Raw genomic sequence first — 17097 nt, forward strand, 5'->3', positions numbered from 1 at the left:
GCTTTCGGAGAAGTGAAGTCCGCAGACGAAGACGGCCGCGGTCAGAGGTCGTAGGCGAGGCCGAAGATGGCGTAGGTGCCCAGGACCAGGACGAGGCCGGTGGCGACGAACAGGATCGAGTTGAGCCAGAACCGGGTCGAGTCCTTGCGGGAGTAGTCCGCGATGACGGTGCGGACACCGTTGCCGCCGTGGAGCATGGCCAGCCAGAGCATGAGGAGGTCCCACACGGCCCAGAACGGGCTCTGCCAGCGGTCCGCCACGTACGCCCAGTCGATGCGTTGGACGCCCTCGTCGATCATCAGACCGACGGTGAGGTGACCGATCGTGAGGATGACCAGCGCGACGCCCGAGTAGCGCATGAAGATCCACGCCGAGCGTTCGAAGTTGCCGCGCGAGCGCAGGCGGGGCGAGCGCGGCTGCGCCAGGGAGGCCGGCCGGTCGTAGGACGTCTGGAGAACAGGTGCGTCTGCCATGGTGATCGTTCCCCTTAGAGGTGCTGGAAGAGAAGGAAGAGGAGGCGGGCGGTGGCCGCGGCGAACACCACGACCCAGATCGCCAGGACGGCCCACAGCATCTGACGCTGGTACTTGGCGCCCTTCGACCAGAAGTCGACGAGGACGATCCGGAGACCGTTGAGCGCGTGGAAGAGCACGAGCGCGACCAGGCCGATCTCCATGAGGCCGACGATCGGGGTCTTGTACGTGTCGATGACCGCGTTGTAACTCTCCGGGCTCACCGTGACGAGCGCGGTGTCGAGCACGTGTACGAAGAGGAAGAAGAAGATCGCGACGCCCGAGATGCGGTGCGCGACCCAGGACCACATCCCCGGGTCACCCTTGTAGAGGTTGAGCTTCTTTGTGGGGGCCGGACGCGCCGGCGCCTGCGCAGTACTCATGGGCTTGTCGTGCCTCCGAATCGTCTGGGCCTGATGCCATCGGCGCGCGTTCCGGCCCGAGAGCACAGCGGGCGCCTACTAGGACTTTAGACCTGAGATCTGACTAGGCGAAAGCAGGGTGGGTACCGTGGACCGAGCGGGTTCTCCCAGTTAGGGAAGCCTAAAAGATGTTACCGAGGGGTAGGCCAGGTGTCCCAGGACGAAACCGCAGCACAACACAACGCGATCGTCGCCGGCCTCGCCGACGCCGCCCTCGCCGCCGCACGGGGTGCCTACCGTCCGTACTCCGGGCTGGGGGTGGGGGCCGCCGCGCTGGCCGTTGGCCCGGACGCGGATCCGCCCGCCGGCGACCCCGACGGGCGGGTGCGGATGGTCGTCGGGTGCAACGTCGAGAACGCCTCCTACGGCCTGACCCTGTGCGCCGAGTGCTCGCTCGTCTCCGACCTCTACCGCACCGGGGGTGGGAGACTGCTCGAGCTCGTCGTCGTCTCCCACACCGGGGACCCCCTCGCGCCGTGCGGGCGCTGCCGACAACTCCTGCACGAACACGGCGGCCCCGGGCTGGTGGTCCACACCGCGCGCGGCGCGGTGCGCCTCGCCGAGCTCCTCCCGGACGCCTTCGGGCCGGGGGACCTGCGGTGAGTGGCTCCGGGATGAGCGCGCGACACGACGCCGTGCGGATCATCGAGGCCAAGCGGGACGGGCGGGAGCTCGACGACGACGAGATCGACTGGATCGTCGACGGGTTCACCCGCGGGGTCGTCGCACCCGAGCAGTTGTCCGCGCTCGCGATGGCGATCTATTTCCGCGGGATGACCGAGCGGGAGATCTCCCGGTGGACCACGGCGATGGTGGGCTCCGGGACCCGGATGGACCTGTCTGGCCTGACCCGCGGCGGCAGGGTGGTGCCCACCGTCGACAAGCACTCCACCGGCGGCGTGGGCGACGCGATCACCCTCGTCCTGACACCGCTGTTGGCGACGTGGGACGTGGCGGTGCCACAACTGTCGGGCCGGGGGCTCGGCCACACCGGCGGCACGCTCGACAAACTCGAGTCGATCCCCGGGTGGCGCGCGGACCTCGACGCCGACGAGATGCGTGCCGTCCTGACGCGGACCGGGGCCGTGATCTGCGCTGCCGGGGCCGACCTCGCCCCCGCCGACCGGGCCCTCTACGTGCTGCGGGACGTCACCGGCACCGTCCCGTCCATCCCGATGATCGCCGCGTCCATCATGAGCAAGAAGATCGCCGAGGGCACCGGTGCGCTGGTGCTGGACGTGAAGTTCGGCTCCGGCGCGTTCCTGGCCGACCCCGCCGACGCCGCCGAGCTGGCGCGGGTGATGGTCGGGATCGGCGCCGCCGCCGGTGTGCGGACCAGCGCCTTGGTGACCGCCAACCACACGCCCCTCGGTCGCGCCGTGGGCAACGCGCTCGAGGTGGCCGAGGCGCGGGAGATCCTCGCCGGCGGGGGGCCTGCCGACATGGTCGACCTGACCTGCGCGCTGGCGCTCGAGGCGCTCGCCGCGGTGGGGATCCCGGACGCCGACCCGCGTGCCCGGCTGGCGGACGGGCGGGCCATGGACTCCTACCGGGCGATGATCTCCGCGCAGGGCGGGGACCCGGACGCGGTCCTACCGCGGGCGGCGCACGTCGAGGAGGTGCGGGCCCCGGCGTCGGGTCCGATCAGGTGGGACGCGCTCGGGGTCGGTCGCGCGTCGTGGTTGTCCGGGGCGGGGCGTACCCGCCCCGGCGAGGCGGTCGACCCGGGCGCGGGCGTGATGCTGCACCGCGTCGAGGGCGAACACGTCCGCGTCGGCGAGGTGGTGGCCACCGTCCACGCGGGCGACACCGCACGGTTGCCGGCCGCACTCGACGAGGTGGCGGCCGCGTTCGGGACGGGCCCGGATCGCGGTCCTGCCGGCGTTGTGACCGAGCGACTGCGCGGCTGGTGACCGTCCGGGAACGGACGCCGGGGGCGACGCATCCCCGGATCAGGCGAGGTCGGGCGTGGTGACGAGCTTCTCGACGTCGTCGACCAGGTCACGCCACTCGGACGCCTCGTCGTCGTACGGTGCGGTCGGCTCGAGCAGCTTGGCGTCGTCGGGGTTGAGGACGTAGTGCAGGTAGCGCCGTAGCGCCGACCCGCGCCCGGTCACCGACGCCTCGAGTTCGGCGTCGCCGACGTAGGTGGCCAGGTCGGTGACGAACTCGACCGCCAGGCCGAGCTGGTCGGAGTCCACCATCTCCGGCCCGACCTCGATGTCGCGGTCGAGCCCGGCCAGGACGTACACGTTGTCGTCTGTGACGTGCACGTCCAGGCTGCCGTCGGTCGCGGCGATCTTGACGCGCTCGTAGGTGGCCACCCGGCTCAGGGTGTCGTCGTCGTTGTCGGCCAGGTAGCGGGACAGGCCGCGCGCACTGGTGAAGACGTACGCCTGGTCACCGTCGCCGAGGAACACCGGCCGGTCACCCAGGTAGCAGCGCAGACTCAGGTACTCCTGGTCGGCGAACACGATCCTGACGGGGTCGATCCCCACGCTCTCCCAGAGCGAGCCCTCCGGGTACCCGGTCGGGGCGGGCTCGGGCTCCGGCTCCGGCTCGGGGAGCGCGGCCTCGGCGGTCTCCAGGTCGTGGCGCGCACGCTCGACCTCGGCGCGGTCGATCTCCGGGGTGGTCATGACGTCCTGGATGGCGTCGAGGACGTCGTCCCAGCCCTTGGCGACCGTCTTGCGGATGGATTTCCACAGCTTGAGCCCGTCGCGGCCGTAGAACTCGTCCATGCCGTGCGTGACGGACGCGAGCACCGGGTTGCCGTTGAAGAACTTGGTGACGGTGTCCAGTTCGCACACCTCGCCGATCGAGCGGGCGATCGCGAAGGACTGATCGATCTCGTCGACCGACGACTCGGTCGGATCGTCCCCGAGGAGCTCGAGGACGCCGACGAGGTCGTAGCAGTTCTCCTCCGCGGCGCGGAAGGCGAGCACGTCCGATCCGGCGAACTCCTCCCACGAGGGGTGGTCCTGCAGATCGTGCTCCGCGCCGCTGCGGACCAGGGCGAGGAGTTCGGCCGTCGAGTCGAAGGCGTAGAGGTCCTCGTCCAGCCCGAGGAACGCCTCCCAGTCGTCGTTGTCCTCCCGCCAGCTGGGTGCCCAGAGGGTCGTGACGTCTCCCTCCGGGAGACCGAGCTCGATCGGGACGATGTCCTTGGCCATGCCGGTCAGCATATCCACGGCTCGTCAGGCGGTGCCACGGCCCGCCGGGGCGGGGTCGGTGTGATGACGGGCGGCGTTCTCGGCTGCCCGCCTCCGACCGCTCACGGCGAGGGCCACCGAGCCCGAGACCAGCTCCGCGCGACGGGTGTTGGCCTGCTCCACGGCAGCCGACGTGGCCTCGAGGATCGACGCCGCGACCACCTCGGACCCGTGCCTGCGCAACCCGGGCGCCAGCACGAGGTCCACCACGCTCCCGCCGGAGTCCGCGGTCGCGGTGGCGAGTCGGTCCCGGCTGGTCGTCGAAATGCGCAGGGTCTCCAGCTGGTCGTGTGCCGACTCCCACTCGGTCGCGATCCCGCGCAGACGATCGAGGAACGCCTCGACGTCCAGTCCTCCGGCGCTCACCTGACAGACCCGCCCGGCTCGTCGTCCCAGTCCCGCTCGTCCCAGTCCCGCTCGTCCCAGTCGTCGGCGGCGAGGCGTTCCAGCAGATCGCGGGCGTCGCCGGCGGCCGCGGTGAGGCTGCGCAGGACCGCGCGCGCCACCTCCGCGGGCGTGCGGTCGAGGAGGGCTTCCGGAAGGGCCAGGCCCACCGGGACGCCGTCGGTGCCGACCTCGGCGACCACCCCGGTCATCGGGTCGGTGTGCCGGCAGCTGTCGGGTGCCATCAGCCGGTCGGACGGTAGAAGCCGTGGAACGACATGCCGATATTGTCGGTGCGGAGCCCGGACACCGCTACAGGGTCCCCGGCCTCCACGATCTGACCGTTGCCGATGTACATGGCGACGTGGCCGTCCCACACGAGCAGGTCACCGGGCAGGACGTCCTGCGGGGACACCTGGACACCCACGCCCTGTTCCTGGGCCAGGCGGGGGATCTCCACACCGGCGTCCCCGTACGCCCACTGCGTCAGGCCACTGCAGTCCAGCCCCTGGCCGGGAGAGGTGCCGCCCCACACGTACGGCACACCCTGCTGACTGAGCGCGTTGCGGACAGCGCCGGCGGCCTGCTCGTTGGGGGCGGTGACGACCGAGCCGTCGGGCAGGGTCACCTCGGTTCCGCCGCCGATCACCCCGGACCCGGCGTCACCGAACCCCGCCGTCCCGGGCACGGACCCGGACCCGGCGGCGGACTCCGCCGCGACACCCGACGAACCGCCGTCAAACGAGCCGCCGCCCGCGCCGCCCGCGCCGCCGCCCGCAAGGAAAGCCGCGCCGCCCGCGCCGTCCGCGCCGCCGCCCGCAGCCAAGACCGCGCCGCCCGCGTCGCCGCCCGCAGCGAAGACCGCGTCCGGACCGGACTCGGTGTAGGCGACCATGGTGGCGTCGATCGCGCCGCCGGTGCCGGAACCGGCCCCGACCGTGCCCGGCATGCGGGGGGCCGGGGGGATACCGGCGGCGATGGCCCGCATCTCCGCGGTCGGCACCCTCAGCTCGGTCTGGACCCGCTCGGCCACCTGGATCCCACGCGCGAGGTGCTCGGCGGCCAGCCCGAGGAGGCCGGCCTGTCCCGGCGGGGTGAGGAGGGCCGGCCCCATGGCGGCCGCACGGGCGAGGAACTGCTGCACGATCCCTATCACCTCGACAGTCCCCCGGACCACGATCTCAGCGGCCACGGCGGTGACCCGCGCGATCTCCGCGGCGGACTCGCCGAGCGCGCCCATCGTCCGGCCGACCTCGGCGATCGAGTGCGCGGCCCCCAGGGAGGCCAGGGAGTCCCACGACTCCGACAGCAGACGTTCCAGCGGCGGGCCGAGTTGCTGCGCGGCCTCGAGTCCGTCACTGACCGGCCGCATGATGTCCTGCGCCTCGGCGGGGACGAACTCCTCCGCGGACAGCAGATCGAGGATCTGTTTGATGGGGCCGGCGTAGGCCAGCGCGTCGGCGATCACCGGATCACACCCACTTCCCGGTGAGATCGGCGCCGGCGGCGCCGGCGGCGCCGGCGGCACCGGCGGCACCGGCGGCGCCGATCGCCGCAGCGCCGGCGGCGTCGGACTCGTCGAAGAGCCTGGCCGTCTCCAACACGAGCTCCCCGGCGGCGTCGGTGACCCGCGTGAGCCCGGCCAACACCTCGCGGTGCCGCGCGGTCGCCGCCATGAGCGCGGACATGAAGTCGGCGCCCACGGGCCCGACCACGGGCGTCACCGCCTCGATCGGCAGCCCGTCCACCGCCTCGAGCGCACCCCCCAGCGTGTCGGCCAGGGTGGTCAGCCCCGCTCCCAGTTCGCGTAAACCGTCGACATGGACGTCGATCGCCCCGTCCGTCATGTCCTGCGTCCCCTCGTCGTTCTCTCTTGTCCCGTCACAGGGTTCGACGCGTCGAGAAGACGATCCGGTTCCAGCCGGTCCGGGATTTCCTCCGTATGGAATCCTGACGGGCATGGACATCACCGTCGTGGATCACCCGCTGGTCGGGGACCGGCTCCGTACGCTGCGCGACTCCGCCACCGACACGGCCGGGTTCCGCGCCGCGATGGACGCCCTCGGCACCATGCTCTGCTACGAGGCCTTCCGGTCGGTACCGACCACCGAGGTCACCGTGAGCACCCCGATCACGGACACGACCGCGGTCGCGGTGGACGGCGTGCCGCTCGTGGTGCCGGTGCTGCGGGCGGGCCTGGGCCTGTTGGATCCGGCCACTCGTCTGATGCCGGGCGCGCAGGTCGGGTTCATCGGCCTCGCGCGCGACGAGGAGAGCCACCAGCCGGTGTCGTACCTGTGCTCGCTGCCCGAGGACCTGGCCGGACGTCACGTCGTGGTCCTGGACCCGATGCTCGCGACGGGCGGATCGCTGGTGTCGACGCTGGAGACGCTCGCGGCGCGCGGCGCGACCGGGGTCACCGTGGTGTGCGTCCTGTGTGCGCCGGAGGGGATCGAGGCGGTGCGCGCCTCCGGGCTGGCCGCGACCCTGGTCACCGCGACGATCGACGAGCGCCTCGACGAGAACGCCTTCATCGTCCCCGGCCTCGGCGACGCGGGCGACCGCCTCTTCGGCCCCCGCTAACCGGCAACCGCCAACCGCCCACCGGCAAACGCTGAGCGCTAGCCGCCCACCGCGCCTGCGACCGCATCACCGAGCCGCGCGAGCCGGCGTGCGGCGTCGCGGCGGTCCGACGCGGAGGGCCCGGGCGGGGTCCACGCCTCGACGTACGTCTTGAGCAGCGGCTCCGTGCCCGAGGGCCGCACCACCGCGCGCGCACCATCCGAGTCCACGCGGATGCCGGCGGTCCCCTCCAGCGGTCGGACCTCGCCGACGGTGGTGAGAAGCCCGGCCGCCCGCCTCAGCGCCGCCGCCGGGTCCGCGTCGTCCGCCAGGGGCAGCGACACGTTGCGCCGGAGGTGCGCCCCGAACTCCGTGGCCAGTGCGTCGAGTCGCGCGCCGACCGTCGGTCCGCCTGATCCGACCATCGCGCACCACACCGCGGCCGCCGAGACCCCGTCCTTGTCGGCCACGACGTCCGGCAGGACACAGTGCCCGATGGCCTCCTCGTAGGCGTACCGCAGCGGCTCGCCGGCCCGCACGAGCCACTTGAACCCGGTCAGCGTCTCCACGTGCCGACCGCCGCGCGCCGGGACCAACAGCGACGGCACCCGCGAGGAGACGATCGTCGACGCGACGACCGGCACACCGAGCTCGTCGCCCGCGGCCGACCCCGGAAGCGGCGCGCGCAGCAGATGGTCGGCGAGCACCGCGCCCGTCTCGTCGCCGTCGAGCATCCGCCACCGCCCGTCCGGGTCGGCGAACCCCACGGCGCACCGGTCGGCGTCCGGGTCGAGCGCGATCGCGACGTCGGCATCGATCCGCGCCGCTAACGCCAGCAGCCGCGCGGTCGTCCCGGGCCGTTCGGGGTTCGGCGAGGCGACGGTGGGGAAGTCCGGGTCCGGGTCCGCCTGCTCGGCCACCAGCGTCACGTCGAGCACGCCGATCCCGGCCAGGACGCGGCGGCAGAGATCGCCTCCGACCCCGTGGACGGGGGTCAGTGCCACGCGGGGCGGCCGGACGGGCCGTGGCAGGGCCGCGACGACGGAGGCCACGTAGTCGTCGACGAGCACGGGGTCCACCCGCACCGATCCGGGCACGGCCGTGGGGACCGCGACCCCCTCCCGCGCCGCGGCGTGCAGGTGCCGCTCGATCCGGGAGTCGGTCGGCGGCACGATCTGCGCGCCGCCGCGTCCGTAGACCTTGATGCCGTTGTCGCTCGCGGGATTGTGGGAGGCGGTCACCACGAGCCCGGCCACCGCGCCGCGCGCGCGGACCGCCGCGGCCACCACCGGGGTGGGGACGGGCGCGCCGGGGACGACGACGACGAGGTCGTGCGCCGCCAGCACCGCAGCCACCACGTCGACGAATCGGGCCGACCCGTGCCGGGCGTCCCCGCCCACGATGACCGTCGACCCGGGTGGTTCATGTTCCCGCAGGTACCGGGCGACGGCGGTGGCCACGAGGGTGACCGTCTCGTCGTTCATCCGGCCCGGCCCCGGCCCCAGGGGAGCGCGGACGCCCGCGGTGCCGAAGGCCAGCGGTGCGGGATCGGGAACGGGCGCCGTCACGGGTGATGCCCCTCAGCAGCGGGCGACGGCGGGGACGAGGGCGCGCAGGGCCCCGGTGAGGCGGGCGGATCCGGCGGCTCCGGCGGCGAGCACCTCCGAATGGTCCAGCGGCTGCCCGGTGACGCCGGCGGCGAGGTTGGTCACGAGCGACACCGCGACCACGTCGAGGCCCAGCCCGCGGGCGGTGATGGTCTCGGGCACCGTCGACATGCCCACGAGGTCGGCGCCGAGGGTGCGGAGCATGTGGATCTCGGCCGGGGTCTCGTACTGGGGGCCGGGCATGGCGGCGTAGACGCCCTCGGAAGGGCGGCCCGCGTCCACCGCGGCCATCGCGTCGGCGGCCGCCGCGCGCAGGCGGGGGGAGTAGGCGTCGACCATGTCCACGAACAGCGGCCCGGTGAGCGGCGAGCGCCCGGTGAGGTTGAGGTGGTCACGGATGAGGACGAGGTCGCCGACGGCGAGGTCGTCCCGCAGTCCGCCGGCGGCGTTGGTGAGCACGAGCGCCCGCGCTCCGGAGGCGGCCGCGACGTGGGCGGGGTGCACGACGGGTCCGGTACCCCGGCCCTCGTAGAGGTGGGTGCGCCCGGCCACGGACAGCAGCGGCACCCCGTCGACCAGGCAACTGGTGACGGTCCCGCGGTGTCCGGCGACCGCGGGAGTGGCGAACCCGGGGAGGTCGGCGGGGGCGATGGTCACGGCGGAGCCCGGGTCGGCGAGTCCGGTCACGACCTCGGACCAGCCCGACCCCAGGACCAGGGCCACCTCGTGGTGCCCGCGGCCGCTCAGTTCGGCGATCCGGGCGGCGGCCGCGCGGGCCTCGTCGGTGGGCGTCAGCAGGGGCGCCATCCGCGTCAGGCGCCGGGGCCGACGTTGCGCGACGGGCGTGTGCGCAATTCGTGCACGTACTTCTCGGGGGCCCCCGCGCACTCGGCGGCGTCCGCGAGCAAGCCGAGGTAGCGCGCGGACGGCAGGCCGCCCTCGAAGGCGTCCATCACGTACAGCCATGCGAGCACGGTGTCGTCGGTGCCGGCCGGGGCGATGTCCACGGCGAACTCGGACTCCTGCGCGTCGACCGGGGGACCGTCGGGCACGGTGGGCCGGCGCGTGATGCGGACCCGGATCTTGCGGGCGGGCATCCGGTCCGTGCCCTCCCAGCGGTCGAGGGCGCGGACGTCCTCGTCCGGGACGTCGTAGAGCACCACGAACACCCTGGAGTCCGGGTCCTCGACGACGGTGGCGACGGCACCCTCCCACGTGGGGTCGTCCCCGGCGAAGGTCAGGCGCCAGCCCTCGAGCCAACCCGTCCCCGCGAAGGGCGAGTGCGGCGCGCGGGTGTTCATCTGATCGGGATACATGTTCGTCCCGTACGCGGCGTAGAGAGGCACGCCCACAACCCTAGCCCCTTCGGCGGTGGCGGCCAGATGTCCCGGCGTCCCCGATCGTGGCGTTCGACTACCGTGTACGGCGGACGTGACGCGATCCGCCACAGCGGGCTGCGGCGCCCGGCCCTTACCCCTGTGAGCCGTGGAGGACATGTGACGCAACGCATCATCATCATCGGCGGCGGCCCCGCCGGCTACGAGGCCGCGCTGGTCGCGGCCCAGTACGGTGCGGACGTCACGATCGTCGACTCCGACGGCATCGGCGGCAACTGTGTCCTCAGTGACTGCGTGCCGTCCAAGACGTTCATCGCCACCACCGGCGTGCGCACGGACATGCGCCGGGCCGAGGAGATGGGCGTCCAGGCGCACTTCGATCCCACCGCCTACAAGCTGGGTCAGGTCAACGGCCGGGTCAAGTCCCTGGCGCGCGCCCAGTCCGCGGACATCCGGTCGCAGCTCCAGCGTGAGGGCGTTCGGCTGCTGTCCGGACGGGCCCGTCTGCACGACTCCCAGCCCGGCATGGCCTCCCACCGGGTGGCCGTGACGTTCGACGACGGCCAGGAGAAGATCTTCGACGCCGACGTGGTGCTCATCGCCACCGGCTCCAGTCCCCGGGTGCTGTCGGGGGCCGAGCCGGACGGCGAGCGGATCCTCAACTGGCGTCAGCTCTACGACCTCACCGTGCTCCCGACGCACCTCGTGGTGGTGGGATCGGGTGTGACCGGTGCCGAGTTCGTCTCGGCGTTCACGGAGATGGGTGTCAAGGTCACCATGGTCTCCAGCCGCGACCGTGTGCTGCCGCACGAGGACGCCGACGCCGCCCTGGTGCTGGAGGAGGCGCTCAGTGAGCGGGGCGTCTCGCTGGTCAAGCACGCGCGCGCCGACGCGGTCGAGCACTTCCAGGACGGCATCATCGTCCGCCTCGGGGACGGTCGCACGGTCAAGGGGTCCCACGCCCTCATCTGCGTCGGTTCCGTGCCCAACACCGAGGGCCTCGGACTGGAGAGCGCCGGTGTCGAGTTGCAGCGCAGCGGCCACATCAAGGTCGACCGCGTCTCGCGTACCACCGCGCCGGGCATCTACGCCGGCGGCGACTGCACCGACTTGTTCCCGCTCGCCTCCGTGGCCGCCATGCAGGGGCGCATCGCGATGTACCACGCGCTGGGCGAGGGCGTCAGCCCCATCAAGCTCAAGACCGTGGCCTCGGCGGTGTTCACCCGGCCGGAGATCGCCACCGTCGGCATCTCGCACGCGCAGATCGAGAGCGGCGAGGTGCCGGCGCGCGTGGAGGTCATGCCGCTGGCCGGCAACCCCCGGGCCAAGATGCGCAGCCTGCGCCGCGGGTTCGTCAAGCTCTTCTGTCGCCCGGCGTCGGGCGTGGTGGTCGGCGGCGTGGTCGTCGCCCCCACCGCCTCCGAGCTCATCCTGCCGATCTCGGTGGCGGTGCGGAACCAGCTCACGGTGGGCGATCTCGCGGGCTCGTTCTCGGTCTACCCGTCGATGACGGGCACGATCACCGAGGCGGCGCGCCAGCTCATGCGCCACGACGACCTCGACTGACAGGCATCCGGCGCCCCGGCATCCGGTGCGATGGAGACGATGTCGCGTGCCCTGCGCACTGTCCGGAAGGGTCGTTCAGGTTAGGCTAAGCTCCGTCGACGTCGACGACACGGCGTCGGGAACCGCTAAGGAGCCACAATGAAGCTGCGTCGTGTTGCAGCCCTGGCCGCCGCCGGATCCCTCGTACTCGGGCTGGCGGCCTGCACCTCGGACTCCGACGAATCGGACGCACTGGTGCTCTACTCCGGTCGCAGCGAGAGCCTCGTGGCCCCGCTGATCGAGCAGATCTCGGACTCCACCGGGGTGGACATCGAGGTGCGGTACGCCTCCACCCCGGAGATGGCGGCGCAGATCGCGGAGGAGGGGGAGGCCAGCCCCGCGGACGTGTTCTTCTCACAGGACGCCGGGGCCCTCGGTGCCCTCGACAACGCGGGCCTGCTGCAGCAGCTCGACGAGTCCGTGACAGAGGCCGTCCCCGCGGAATACCGCGCGGCGGACGGCACCTGGGTCGCGACCAGCCTGCGGGCGCGCGTCCTGATCTACGACTCCCGGACACTGGACGAGGCCGAGGTGCCCGACACCATCGACGCGGTCCTGGCCCCCGAGTGGAAGGGGCGCGTGGGCTACGCGCCCACCAACGCGTCGTTCCAGTCCTTCGTCACGGCGCTGCGGGTGGACCGGGGCGACGAGGCCGCCGAGCAGTGGCTGCGGGACTTCCTCGCCAACGACCCGCAGACCTTCGAGAACAACAACGCGCTCCTGCAGGCCGTCGACGCGGGCGCCGTCGAACTCGGTCTGACCAACCACTACTACTGGTACAACTCGGCCGCGGAGAAGGGTGCGGAGAACATGCGCGCCCGCGTGAAGTACATGGCGCAGGGCGATCCGGGTGCGCTGGTCAACGTGGCGGGCGTCGCGATCCTCGCCTCCACGGACCGCCCCGACGACGCCCGCCGCGTCGTCGAGGCGTTCCTGGCCGAGCCGGCCCAGACGTATTTCGTCGAGGAGACAAGCGAGTACCCCGTGGTCCCGGGGATCGCCACGGACGCGGCCGGCCTCCCTCCGCTGGACACGCTCGGCGGCCCGGACATCGACCTCGGTCAGCTGGACGGTCTCGAGCAGACGCAGGCCATGCTCGCCCGCGTCGGCATGATCTGACGGACCGGACATCGACCTGCTGACGCGACTGCGCGGCGGCCGGCCCCTCCTCGGGGCGGCCGCCGTGCTGGCGTGTGCGGCGACCCTCATCCCGCTGGTCTACCTGGTCATCCGGGCGGGCGAACGGGGCCCGGCGTCCGCCGCCGAGGTGCTCGGCTCCGGTCGGACGCTGACCCTCCTCGGCAACACCGTCGTGCTGGTCGTGTTGGTCACCACCGCCAGCGTGATCGTCGGGGTGGGGATGGCGTGGCTCGTGGTCCGCACCGACCTACCGGGGGCCCCGGTCATCGGTGCGCTCCTGTGCGTTCCGCTGGCCACGCCGTCGTATGTCCTCGGCTACCTCTGGGTGGCCGACTTCCCGGAGGTCCTCGGGTTGCCGGGGGCCGTCGCGGTGCTCACCATTTCCTGCTACCCGTACGTGTTCCTCCCCGCCTCCGCCGCCCTCCGGCGGGTGGACCCGGGGCTCGAGGAGGTCGCGCGCACCCTCGGGCACGGCACCACCCGCGCCGTGTTCGGGGTGACCTTCCGACAGATCCGACCGGCGGTCGCCGCGGGCGGACTCCTGGTGGCGCTGTACACGCTGTCCGACTTCGGGGCGGTCGCGATGCTCCGCTACGAGGCGTTCACACTGGGCATCTACCACTCCTACCGGGCGGCGTTCGACCGTGTCCCGGCGGCTGTCCTGGCGTGCGTCCTCATCGTGTTGGCCCTGGTCGTGATGGTCGGGGAGCGGCGGGCCCGACGCGGCGAGGTCGCGAGGGTCGGCGCCGGGGTCGACTCGGCGCCCACCCGGCTACCGCTGGGTCGCCTGAAGGGGCTCGCCCTCGTCGTCGTCGCCGTCATCCTCGCGGGCGGGGTGTTCGGCCCGCTCGCCGGCCTCGCCCGGTGGGTGCGCGCCGCGGCGAGCGTGGACGTCTCGTGGACGCCGGTGTTCCAGGCCGCCGGCACCACCGCCGGGGTCTCGGCCGTGGCGGCGCTGGCCACCATCGTCCTGGCGCTGCCGATCGGGATCCTCGCGGCGCGCTCGGACGGGATCGTCGCGCGGTCCACCGAGACCATCGCCCAGGTCGGTTTCGCGCTCCCGGGCATCACGGTGGGCCTCGCGGTGGTGTTCGTGGGGATCCGGCTGGTGCCGGGGCTCTACCAGCAGACACCGATGCTGGTGTTCGCCTACGTGGTGCTGTTCCTGCCGCTCGCAGTGGGAGTGGTGCGCTCCTCGGTCAGCGCCATCCCGGTGAGCCTCGAGGACGTCTCGGCCGGCCTGGGCTCCGGGCGTCTGCGCACGTTCGCCCGGGTGGTCGCGCCACTGGCGATGCCGGGGATCCTCGCGGGCGCGAGCCTCGTGTTCCTCAGCGTGGCCAAGGAACTGCCCGCCACGTTGTTGTTGCGGCCCACGGGCACGGAGACCCTCGCCACCGCGATGTGGTCGCACACCGAGGTGGCGGCCTACTCGCAGGCGGCCCCCTACGCCGCCATGCTGGTCGTCGTGGCGGTCATCCCCGCGTTCGTGCTGAGTCGGTCGTTCGGCTGGGGCGCGGGCGGCCGACGCGACCCGGGCACGGCGACCGCGGCCCCGGGCCGGGCGAACGAGACCGAACGGAGCGCGACGTGACCTGGAAACCCAGCCCCGGCGGGGTACTCGAACTCGACTCCGTCTCGGGCGGCTACGACGGCTCCCCGGTGGTCCGCGGCGTCGCACTCCGGGTGGAGGCGGGAGAATCGGTGGCGGTCCTGGGCGCCTCCGGATCGGGGAAGACCACGATGCTGCGCATGATCGCGGGCCTGCACCCGGTGTCGTCCGGCCGGATCCTGCTGGACGGCCGCCGCATAGACCGGCTCAGTGCCCAGCGGCGCGGGATCGGGCTGGTCCCCCAGCAGGGTGCGCTGTTCCCCCACCTGGACGTGGCGCACAACGTGGGGTTCGGACTGGTGCCGCCGGGCCCCCTGGCGAGGTGGCGCGGCCGCGCCGAGCGTGCCGAGCGCGTCCGCGAGGTGCTCGACCTGGTCAGGCTGGCGGACCGGGCGGGTGACCGGCCGTCGCAGCTGTCGGGCGGTCAGCAGCAGCGGGTGGCGCTCGCGCGGGCACTCGCCCCCGGAGCCGGGCTGATCCTGCTCGACGAGCCCTTCAGCGCGCTCGACGCGGCCCTGCGCGGAGCGGTGAGAGCGGAGGTCGCGGCGTTGCTCGCCGAGGCCGGGGCCACCTCCATCCTCGTCACGCATGACCGTTCCGAGGCGATGGCGACGGCTGACCGCGTCGCGGTCCTCATCGACGGCGAGCTCGCCCAGGTCGACACCCCCGAGCGGCTTTACCACCATCCGGTCAGCCGCGGGGTCGCCGACCTCTCCGGCGAGACCGTCGCCCTGCCGGCCACCGCGACCGGCGCGACCGCGGAGACGGTCCTCGGCACCGTGCCGCTGGACTCGCCTGCCGAGGGACGGGGGACCGTCCTGTGGCGCCCCGAGAGCCTGGAGGTGCGGGGAGTCGAGGCCGCCGGGCTCGATGTCGGGTACGACGACGAGGAGATCCGGGGTCACGCCGTGTGCACCGCCGTCGAGTTCGGGGGTGCCCGGACCCTGGTGCGGATGCGATTCGACGGCACCGACCAGATCTGCGCCGTGCCGGTACCCACGGGTCAGCGCGTCGGGACGGGCTCCCGACTGGCCGTGCGTCCGCTGCGGCCGGCGGTCTTCCACGCCGTCTGACACCCCGTCGACCGCACCCGCCGACCGCACCCGTCGACCGCACCGGTCGCCGCCGGGTCAGCCCTCGACGTCCGCCCAGCCCAGCGTCCGCTCGACCGCCTCGTCCCACCGGTTGATCAACCGCTGACGTTCCTCCTCGGGCATCTGCGGCGTCCAGCGGCAGTCCTCCCTCCACAGCTCACGGAGCCGGTCGGGGGAGTCCCACTGACCCACCGCCAGCCCGGCGGCGAACGCGGCACCCAGTGCGGTGGTCTCGGTGACCTCCGGCCGGATCACGTCCACCCCGAGGATGTCGGCCTGGAACTGCATGAGGAAGTCGTTGACCACCATCCCACCGTCCACCCGCAGCGAATCGGCGGACTCCCCGGCGTCGGCGACCATCGCGGCGGCCATCTCGCGACTCTGGAAGGCCGTGGCCTCGAGCGCGGCCCGCGCCAGGTGCGCCCGGGTGTGGAAGCGGGTCAGGCCCACCATCACGCCGCGGGCGTCCGGCCGCCACCGCGGGGCGAGCAGCCCGGAGAACGCCGGCACCAGGTAGCAGTCGCCGTTGTCCTCCACTGACATCGCGAGGTCCTCGGTCTCGTCGGCGGTGGAGATCACCCCGAGGTTGTCGCGCAGCCACTGCACCAGCGACCCGGCAACCGCCACCGAGCCCTCCAGGGCGTACACGGGATCCGCATCGCCCAGTTGGTAGCACACGGTGGTGAGCAGACCGTTCTCGCTGAACTGCGGCGTCGTGCCCGTATTGAGCAGCAGGAACGCGCCCGTGCCGTAGGTGTTCTTGGCCTCGCCCGGCTCGAAGCAGGTCTGCCCGAACATCGCGGCCTGCTGGTCGCCGAGGATCCCGGCGATGGGCGTGCCGCCGAACATCCGCCGTGTCGTCACGTGCCCCAGCACGCCGGAGGAGGGGACGATCCGCGGCAGCATCGCCCGCGGGACGCCGACCTCACGGCACAGCTCGTCACCCCACTCCAGGGACCGCAGATCCATGAGCAGGGTCCGCGACGCGTTGGTGACATCCGTGACGTGGAGGGCCGCCTCGCCGTCGTCGCCACCCCGGCGCCCACCCGTGAGGTTCCACACCAACCACGAGTCGATGGTCCCCGCCAGCAGTTCCCCGGCCTCGGCCCGCTCGGTCCCGCGTTCGCCCCGCTCGTCCAGGTGCTCGAGGATCCACCGGATCTTGGGGCCGGCGAAGTACGTCGACAGGGGCAGGCCGGTGGCGGCGCGGAACCGGTCGTCGCCGTCCGGGTGGGCCTCGGACAGTCGTGCGCAGATGCCGGAGGTTCGGGTGTCCTGCCACACGATCGCGTTGTAGACCGGATCGCCGGTCTCCCGGTCCCACACCACCACCGTCTCGCGCTGATTGGTGATGCCGATGGCGGTCACCGCCGCCGGTTCGAGGTCCACGCTGCTCGCGACCTGGGCCATGGCGGCGCGGACGTTCTGCCAGATCTCCAGCGGGTCGTGCTCGACCCAGCCCGCCCTCGGCAGGATCTGCCGGTGCTCGACCTGCGCAGTCGCCGCGGGCACCGGCATGCCCCGGTCGTCGAAGAGGATCGCCCGTGTCGAGGTGGTGCCCTGGTCGATCGCGAGGATGTAGGAGCTGCGAGTCACACGGCCAAGACTACGTC

18 protein-coding genes are annotated in these 17097 nt (G+C 72.8%); 7 read left to right on the forward strand and 11 right to left on the reverse strand.

Annotation, left to right across the window (positions count from 1 at the left end):
* Positions 1-41: 41 nt before the first annotated feature.
* A complete protein-coding gene (locus tag G6R20_RS12955) occupies positions 42-473 on the reverse strand; it encodes a succinate dehydrogenase hydrophobic membrane anchor subunit (protein ID WP_067712174.1) in 432 nt (143 codons plus the stop codon).
* A gap of 14 nt (positions 474-487) precedes the next feature.
* Complete coding sequence (gene sdhC, locus G6R20_RS12960) at positions 488-895, reverse strand: succinate dehydrogenase, cytochrome b556 subunit (protein ID WP_083249443.1); 408 nt, start codon at positions 893-895, stop codon at positions 488-490.
* Between the two features lie 225 nt (positions 896-1120).
* Between sdhC and G6R20_RS12965 the strand changes: the two genes are divergently transcribed.
* Positions 1121-1537, forward strand: a complete 417-nt coding sequence (locus G6R20_RS12965) for a cytidine deaminase (protein ID WP_240341463.1) — start codon at positions 1121-1123, stop codon at positions 1535-1537.
* A gap of 11 nt (positions 1538-1548) precedes the next feature.
* Positions 1549-2847, forward strand: coding sequence for a thymidine phosphorylase (locus G6R20_RS12970; RefSeq protein WP_119192278.1), 1299 nt, complete (start codon positions 1549-1551; stop codon positions 2845-2847).
* A gap of 39 nt (positions 2848-2886) precedes the next feature.
* Here the strand turns inward: G6R20_RS12970 and G6R20_RS12975 are convergent, their stop codons facing one another.
* Genes G6R20_RS12975 through G6R20_RS12995 form a run of 5 tightly spaced genes read right to left on the reverse strand, consistent with a single transcriptional unit; the run spans position 2887 to position 6377 of the window.
* Complete coding sequence (locus G6R20_RS12975) at positions 2887-4119, reverse strand: hypothetical protein (protein ID WP_119192279.1); 1233 nt, start codon at positions 4117-4119, stop codon at positions 2887-2889.
* A gap of 12 nt (positions 4120-4131) precedes the next feature.
* Positions 4132-4512: a YbaB/EbfC family nucleoid-associated protein gene (locus G6R20_RS12980; protein WP_163376640.1), complete on the reverse strand. Its 381-nt coding sequence runs from the start codon at positions 4510-4512 to the stop codon at positions 4132-4134.
* The gene (locus tag G6R20_RS12985) at positions 4509-4775 is read right to left on the reverse strand and encodes a hypothetical protein (protein ID WP_163376641.1); all 267 of its coding nucleotides are present in this window, start codon (positions 4773-4775) and stop codon (positions 4509-4511) included. Before G6R20_RS12985 ends, G6R20_RS12980 begins: the two co-directional genes overlap by 4 nt.
* Entirely contained in the window at positions 4775-5998 is a 1224-nt protein-coding gene (locus G6R20_RS19025) for a C40 family peptidase (protein WP_163376642.1), read from the reverse strand. Before G6R20_RS19025 ends, G6R20_RS12985 begins: the two co-directional genes overlap by 1 nt.
* Before the next feature lie 4 nt (positions 5999-6002).
* On the reverse strand, positions 6003-6377 hold the full coding sequence (locus tag G6R20_RS12995; RefSeq protein ID WP_163376643.1) for a type VII secretion target: 375 nt from the start codon (positions 6375-6377) through the stop codon (positions 6003-6005).
* A gap of 112 nt (positions 6378-6489) precedes the next feature.
* Here G6R20_RS12995 and upp point away from each other — a divergent pair, with 112 nt between their 5' ends.
* The gene (gene upp / locus G6R20_RS13000; protein ID WP_069388394.1) at positions 6490-7113 is read left to right on the forward strand and encodes a uracil phosphoribosyltransferase; all 624 of its coding nucleotides are present in this window, start codon (positions 6490-6492) and stop codon (positions 7111-7113) included.
* A gap of 38 nt (positions 7114-7151) precedes the next feature.
* On the opposite strand, the gene G6R20_RS13005 is transcribed toward upp, so the two are convergent.
* Genes G6R20_RS13005 through G6R20_RS13015 form a run of 3 tightly spaced genes read right to left on the reverse strand, consistent with a single transcriptional unit; the run spans position 7152 to position 10045 of the window.
* Positions 7152-8660 (reverse strand): phospho-sugar mutase, encoded by a 1509-nt coding sequence (locus G6R20_RS13005; RefSeq protein ID WP_240341450.1) that lies wholly within the window; start codon positions 8658-8660, stop codon positions 7152-7154.
* Between the two features lie 12 nt (positions 8661-8672).
* Positions 8673-9506 carry a purine-nucleoside phosphorylase gene (locus G6R20_RS13010; protein ID WP_163376644.1) on the reverse strand — a complete coding sequence of 278 codons (834 nt, stop codon included), beginning with the start codon at positions 9504-9506 and terminating at the stop codon, positions 8673-8675.
* Positions 9507-9511: 5 nt separating this feature from the next.
* Positions 9512-10045: a gamma-glutamylcyclotransferase family protein gene (locus G6R20_RS13015; protein WP_067712430.1), complete on the reverse strand. Its 534-nt coding sequence runs from the start codon at positions 10043-10045 to the stop codon at positions 9512-9514.
* A 150-nt stretch (positions 10046-10195) separates the two neighbouring features.
* Between G6R20_RS13015 and G6R20_RS13020 the strand changes: the two genes are divergently transcribed.
* From G6R20_RS13020 to G6R20_RS13035, 4 genes are all read left to right on the forward strand, one after another.
* Entirely contained in the window at positions 10196-11602 is a 1407-nt protein-coding gene (locus G6R20_RS13020; RefSeq protein WP_163376645.1) for an NAD(P)H-quinone dehydrogenase, read from the forward strand.
* Positions 11603-11740: 138 nt separating this feature from the next.
* A complete protein-coding gene (locus tag G6R20_RS13025; RefSeq protein WP_069389278.1) occupies positions 11741-12760 on the forward strand; it encodes an iron ABC transporter substrate-binding protein in 1020 nt (339 codons plus the stop codon).
* A gap of 64 nt (positions 12761-12824) precedes the next feature.
* On the forward strand, positions 12825-14372 hold the full coding sequence (locus tag G6R20_RS13030; protein WP_240341451.1) for an iron ABC transporter permease: 1548 nt from the start codon (positions 12825-12827) through the stop codon (positions 14370-14372).
* Positions 14369-15463 (forward strand): ABC transporter ATP-binding protein, encoded by a 1095-nt coding sequence (locus tag G6R20_RS13035; protein WP_163376646.1) that lies wholly within the window; start codon positions 14369-14371, stop codon positions 15461-15463. Before G6R20_RS13030 ends, G6R20_RS13035 begins: the two co-directional genes overlap by 4 nt.
* A gap of 57 nt (positions 15464-15520) precedes the next feature.
* Here G6R20_RS13035 and glpK read toward each other — a convergent pair whose 3' ends face one another.
* Positions 15521-17080 carry a glycerol kinase GlpK gene (gene glpK / locus G6R20_RS13040; RefSeq protein ID WP_163376647.1) on the reverse strand — a complete coding sequence of 520 codons (1560 nt, stop codon included), beginning with the start codon at positions 17078-17080 and terminating at the stop codon, positions 15521-15523.
* Positions 17081-17097: the final 17 nt, after the last annotated feature.

Origin of the sequence: Dietzia sp. Alg238-R159 (assembly GCF_900537145.1) — a bacterium.
GTDB lineage: Bacteria > Actinomycetota > Actinomycetes > Mycobacteriales > Mycobacteriaceae > Dietzia > Dietzia kunjamensis.

Coding starts and splice junctions, on each gene's coding strand:
- G6R20_RS12955 (WP_067712174.1), bottom strand. CDS start 473: ATGGCAGACGCACCTGTTCTCCAGACGTCCTACGACCGGCCGGCCTCC.
- sdhC (WP_083249443.1), bottom strand. CDS start 895: ATGAGTACTGCGCAGGCGCCGGCGCGTCCGGCCCCCACAAAGAAGCTC.
- G6R20_RS12970 (WP_119192278.1), top strand. CDS start 1,549: ATGAGCGCGCGACACGACGCCGTGCGGATCATCGAGGCCAAGCGGGAC.
- G6R20_RS12975 (WP_119192279.1), bottom strand. CDS start 4,119: ATGCTGACCGGCATGGCCAAGGACATCGTCCCGATCGAGCTCGGTCTC.
- G6R20_RS12985 (WP_163376641.1), bottom strand. CDS start 4,775: ATGGCACCCGACAGCTGCCGGCACACCGACCCGATGACCGGGGTGGTC.
- G6R20_RS12995 (WP_163376643.1), bottom strand. CDS start 6,377: ATGACGGACGGGGCGATCGACGTCCATGTCGACGGTTTACGCGAACTG.
- upp (WP_069388394.1), top strand. CDS start 6,490: ATGGACATCACCGTCGTGGATCACCCGCTGGTCGGGGACCGGCTCCGT.
- G6R20_RS13010 (WP_163376644.1), bottom strand. CDS start 9,506: ATGGCGCCCCTGCTGACGCCCACCGACGAGGCCCGCGCGGCCGCCGCC.
- G6R20_RS13025 (WP_069389278.1), top strand. CDS start 11,741: ATGAAGCTGCGTCGTGTTGCAGCCCTGGCCGCCGCCGGATCCCTCGTA.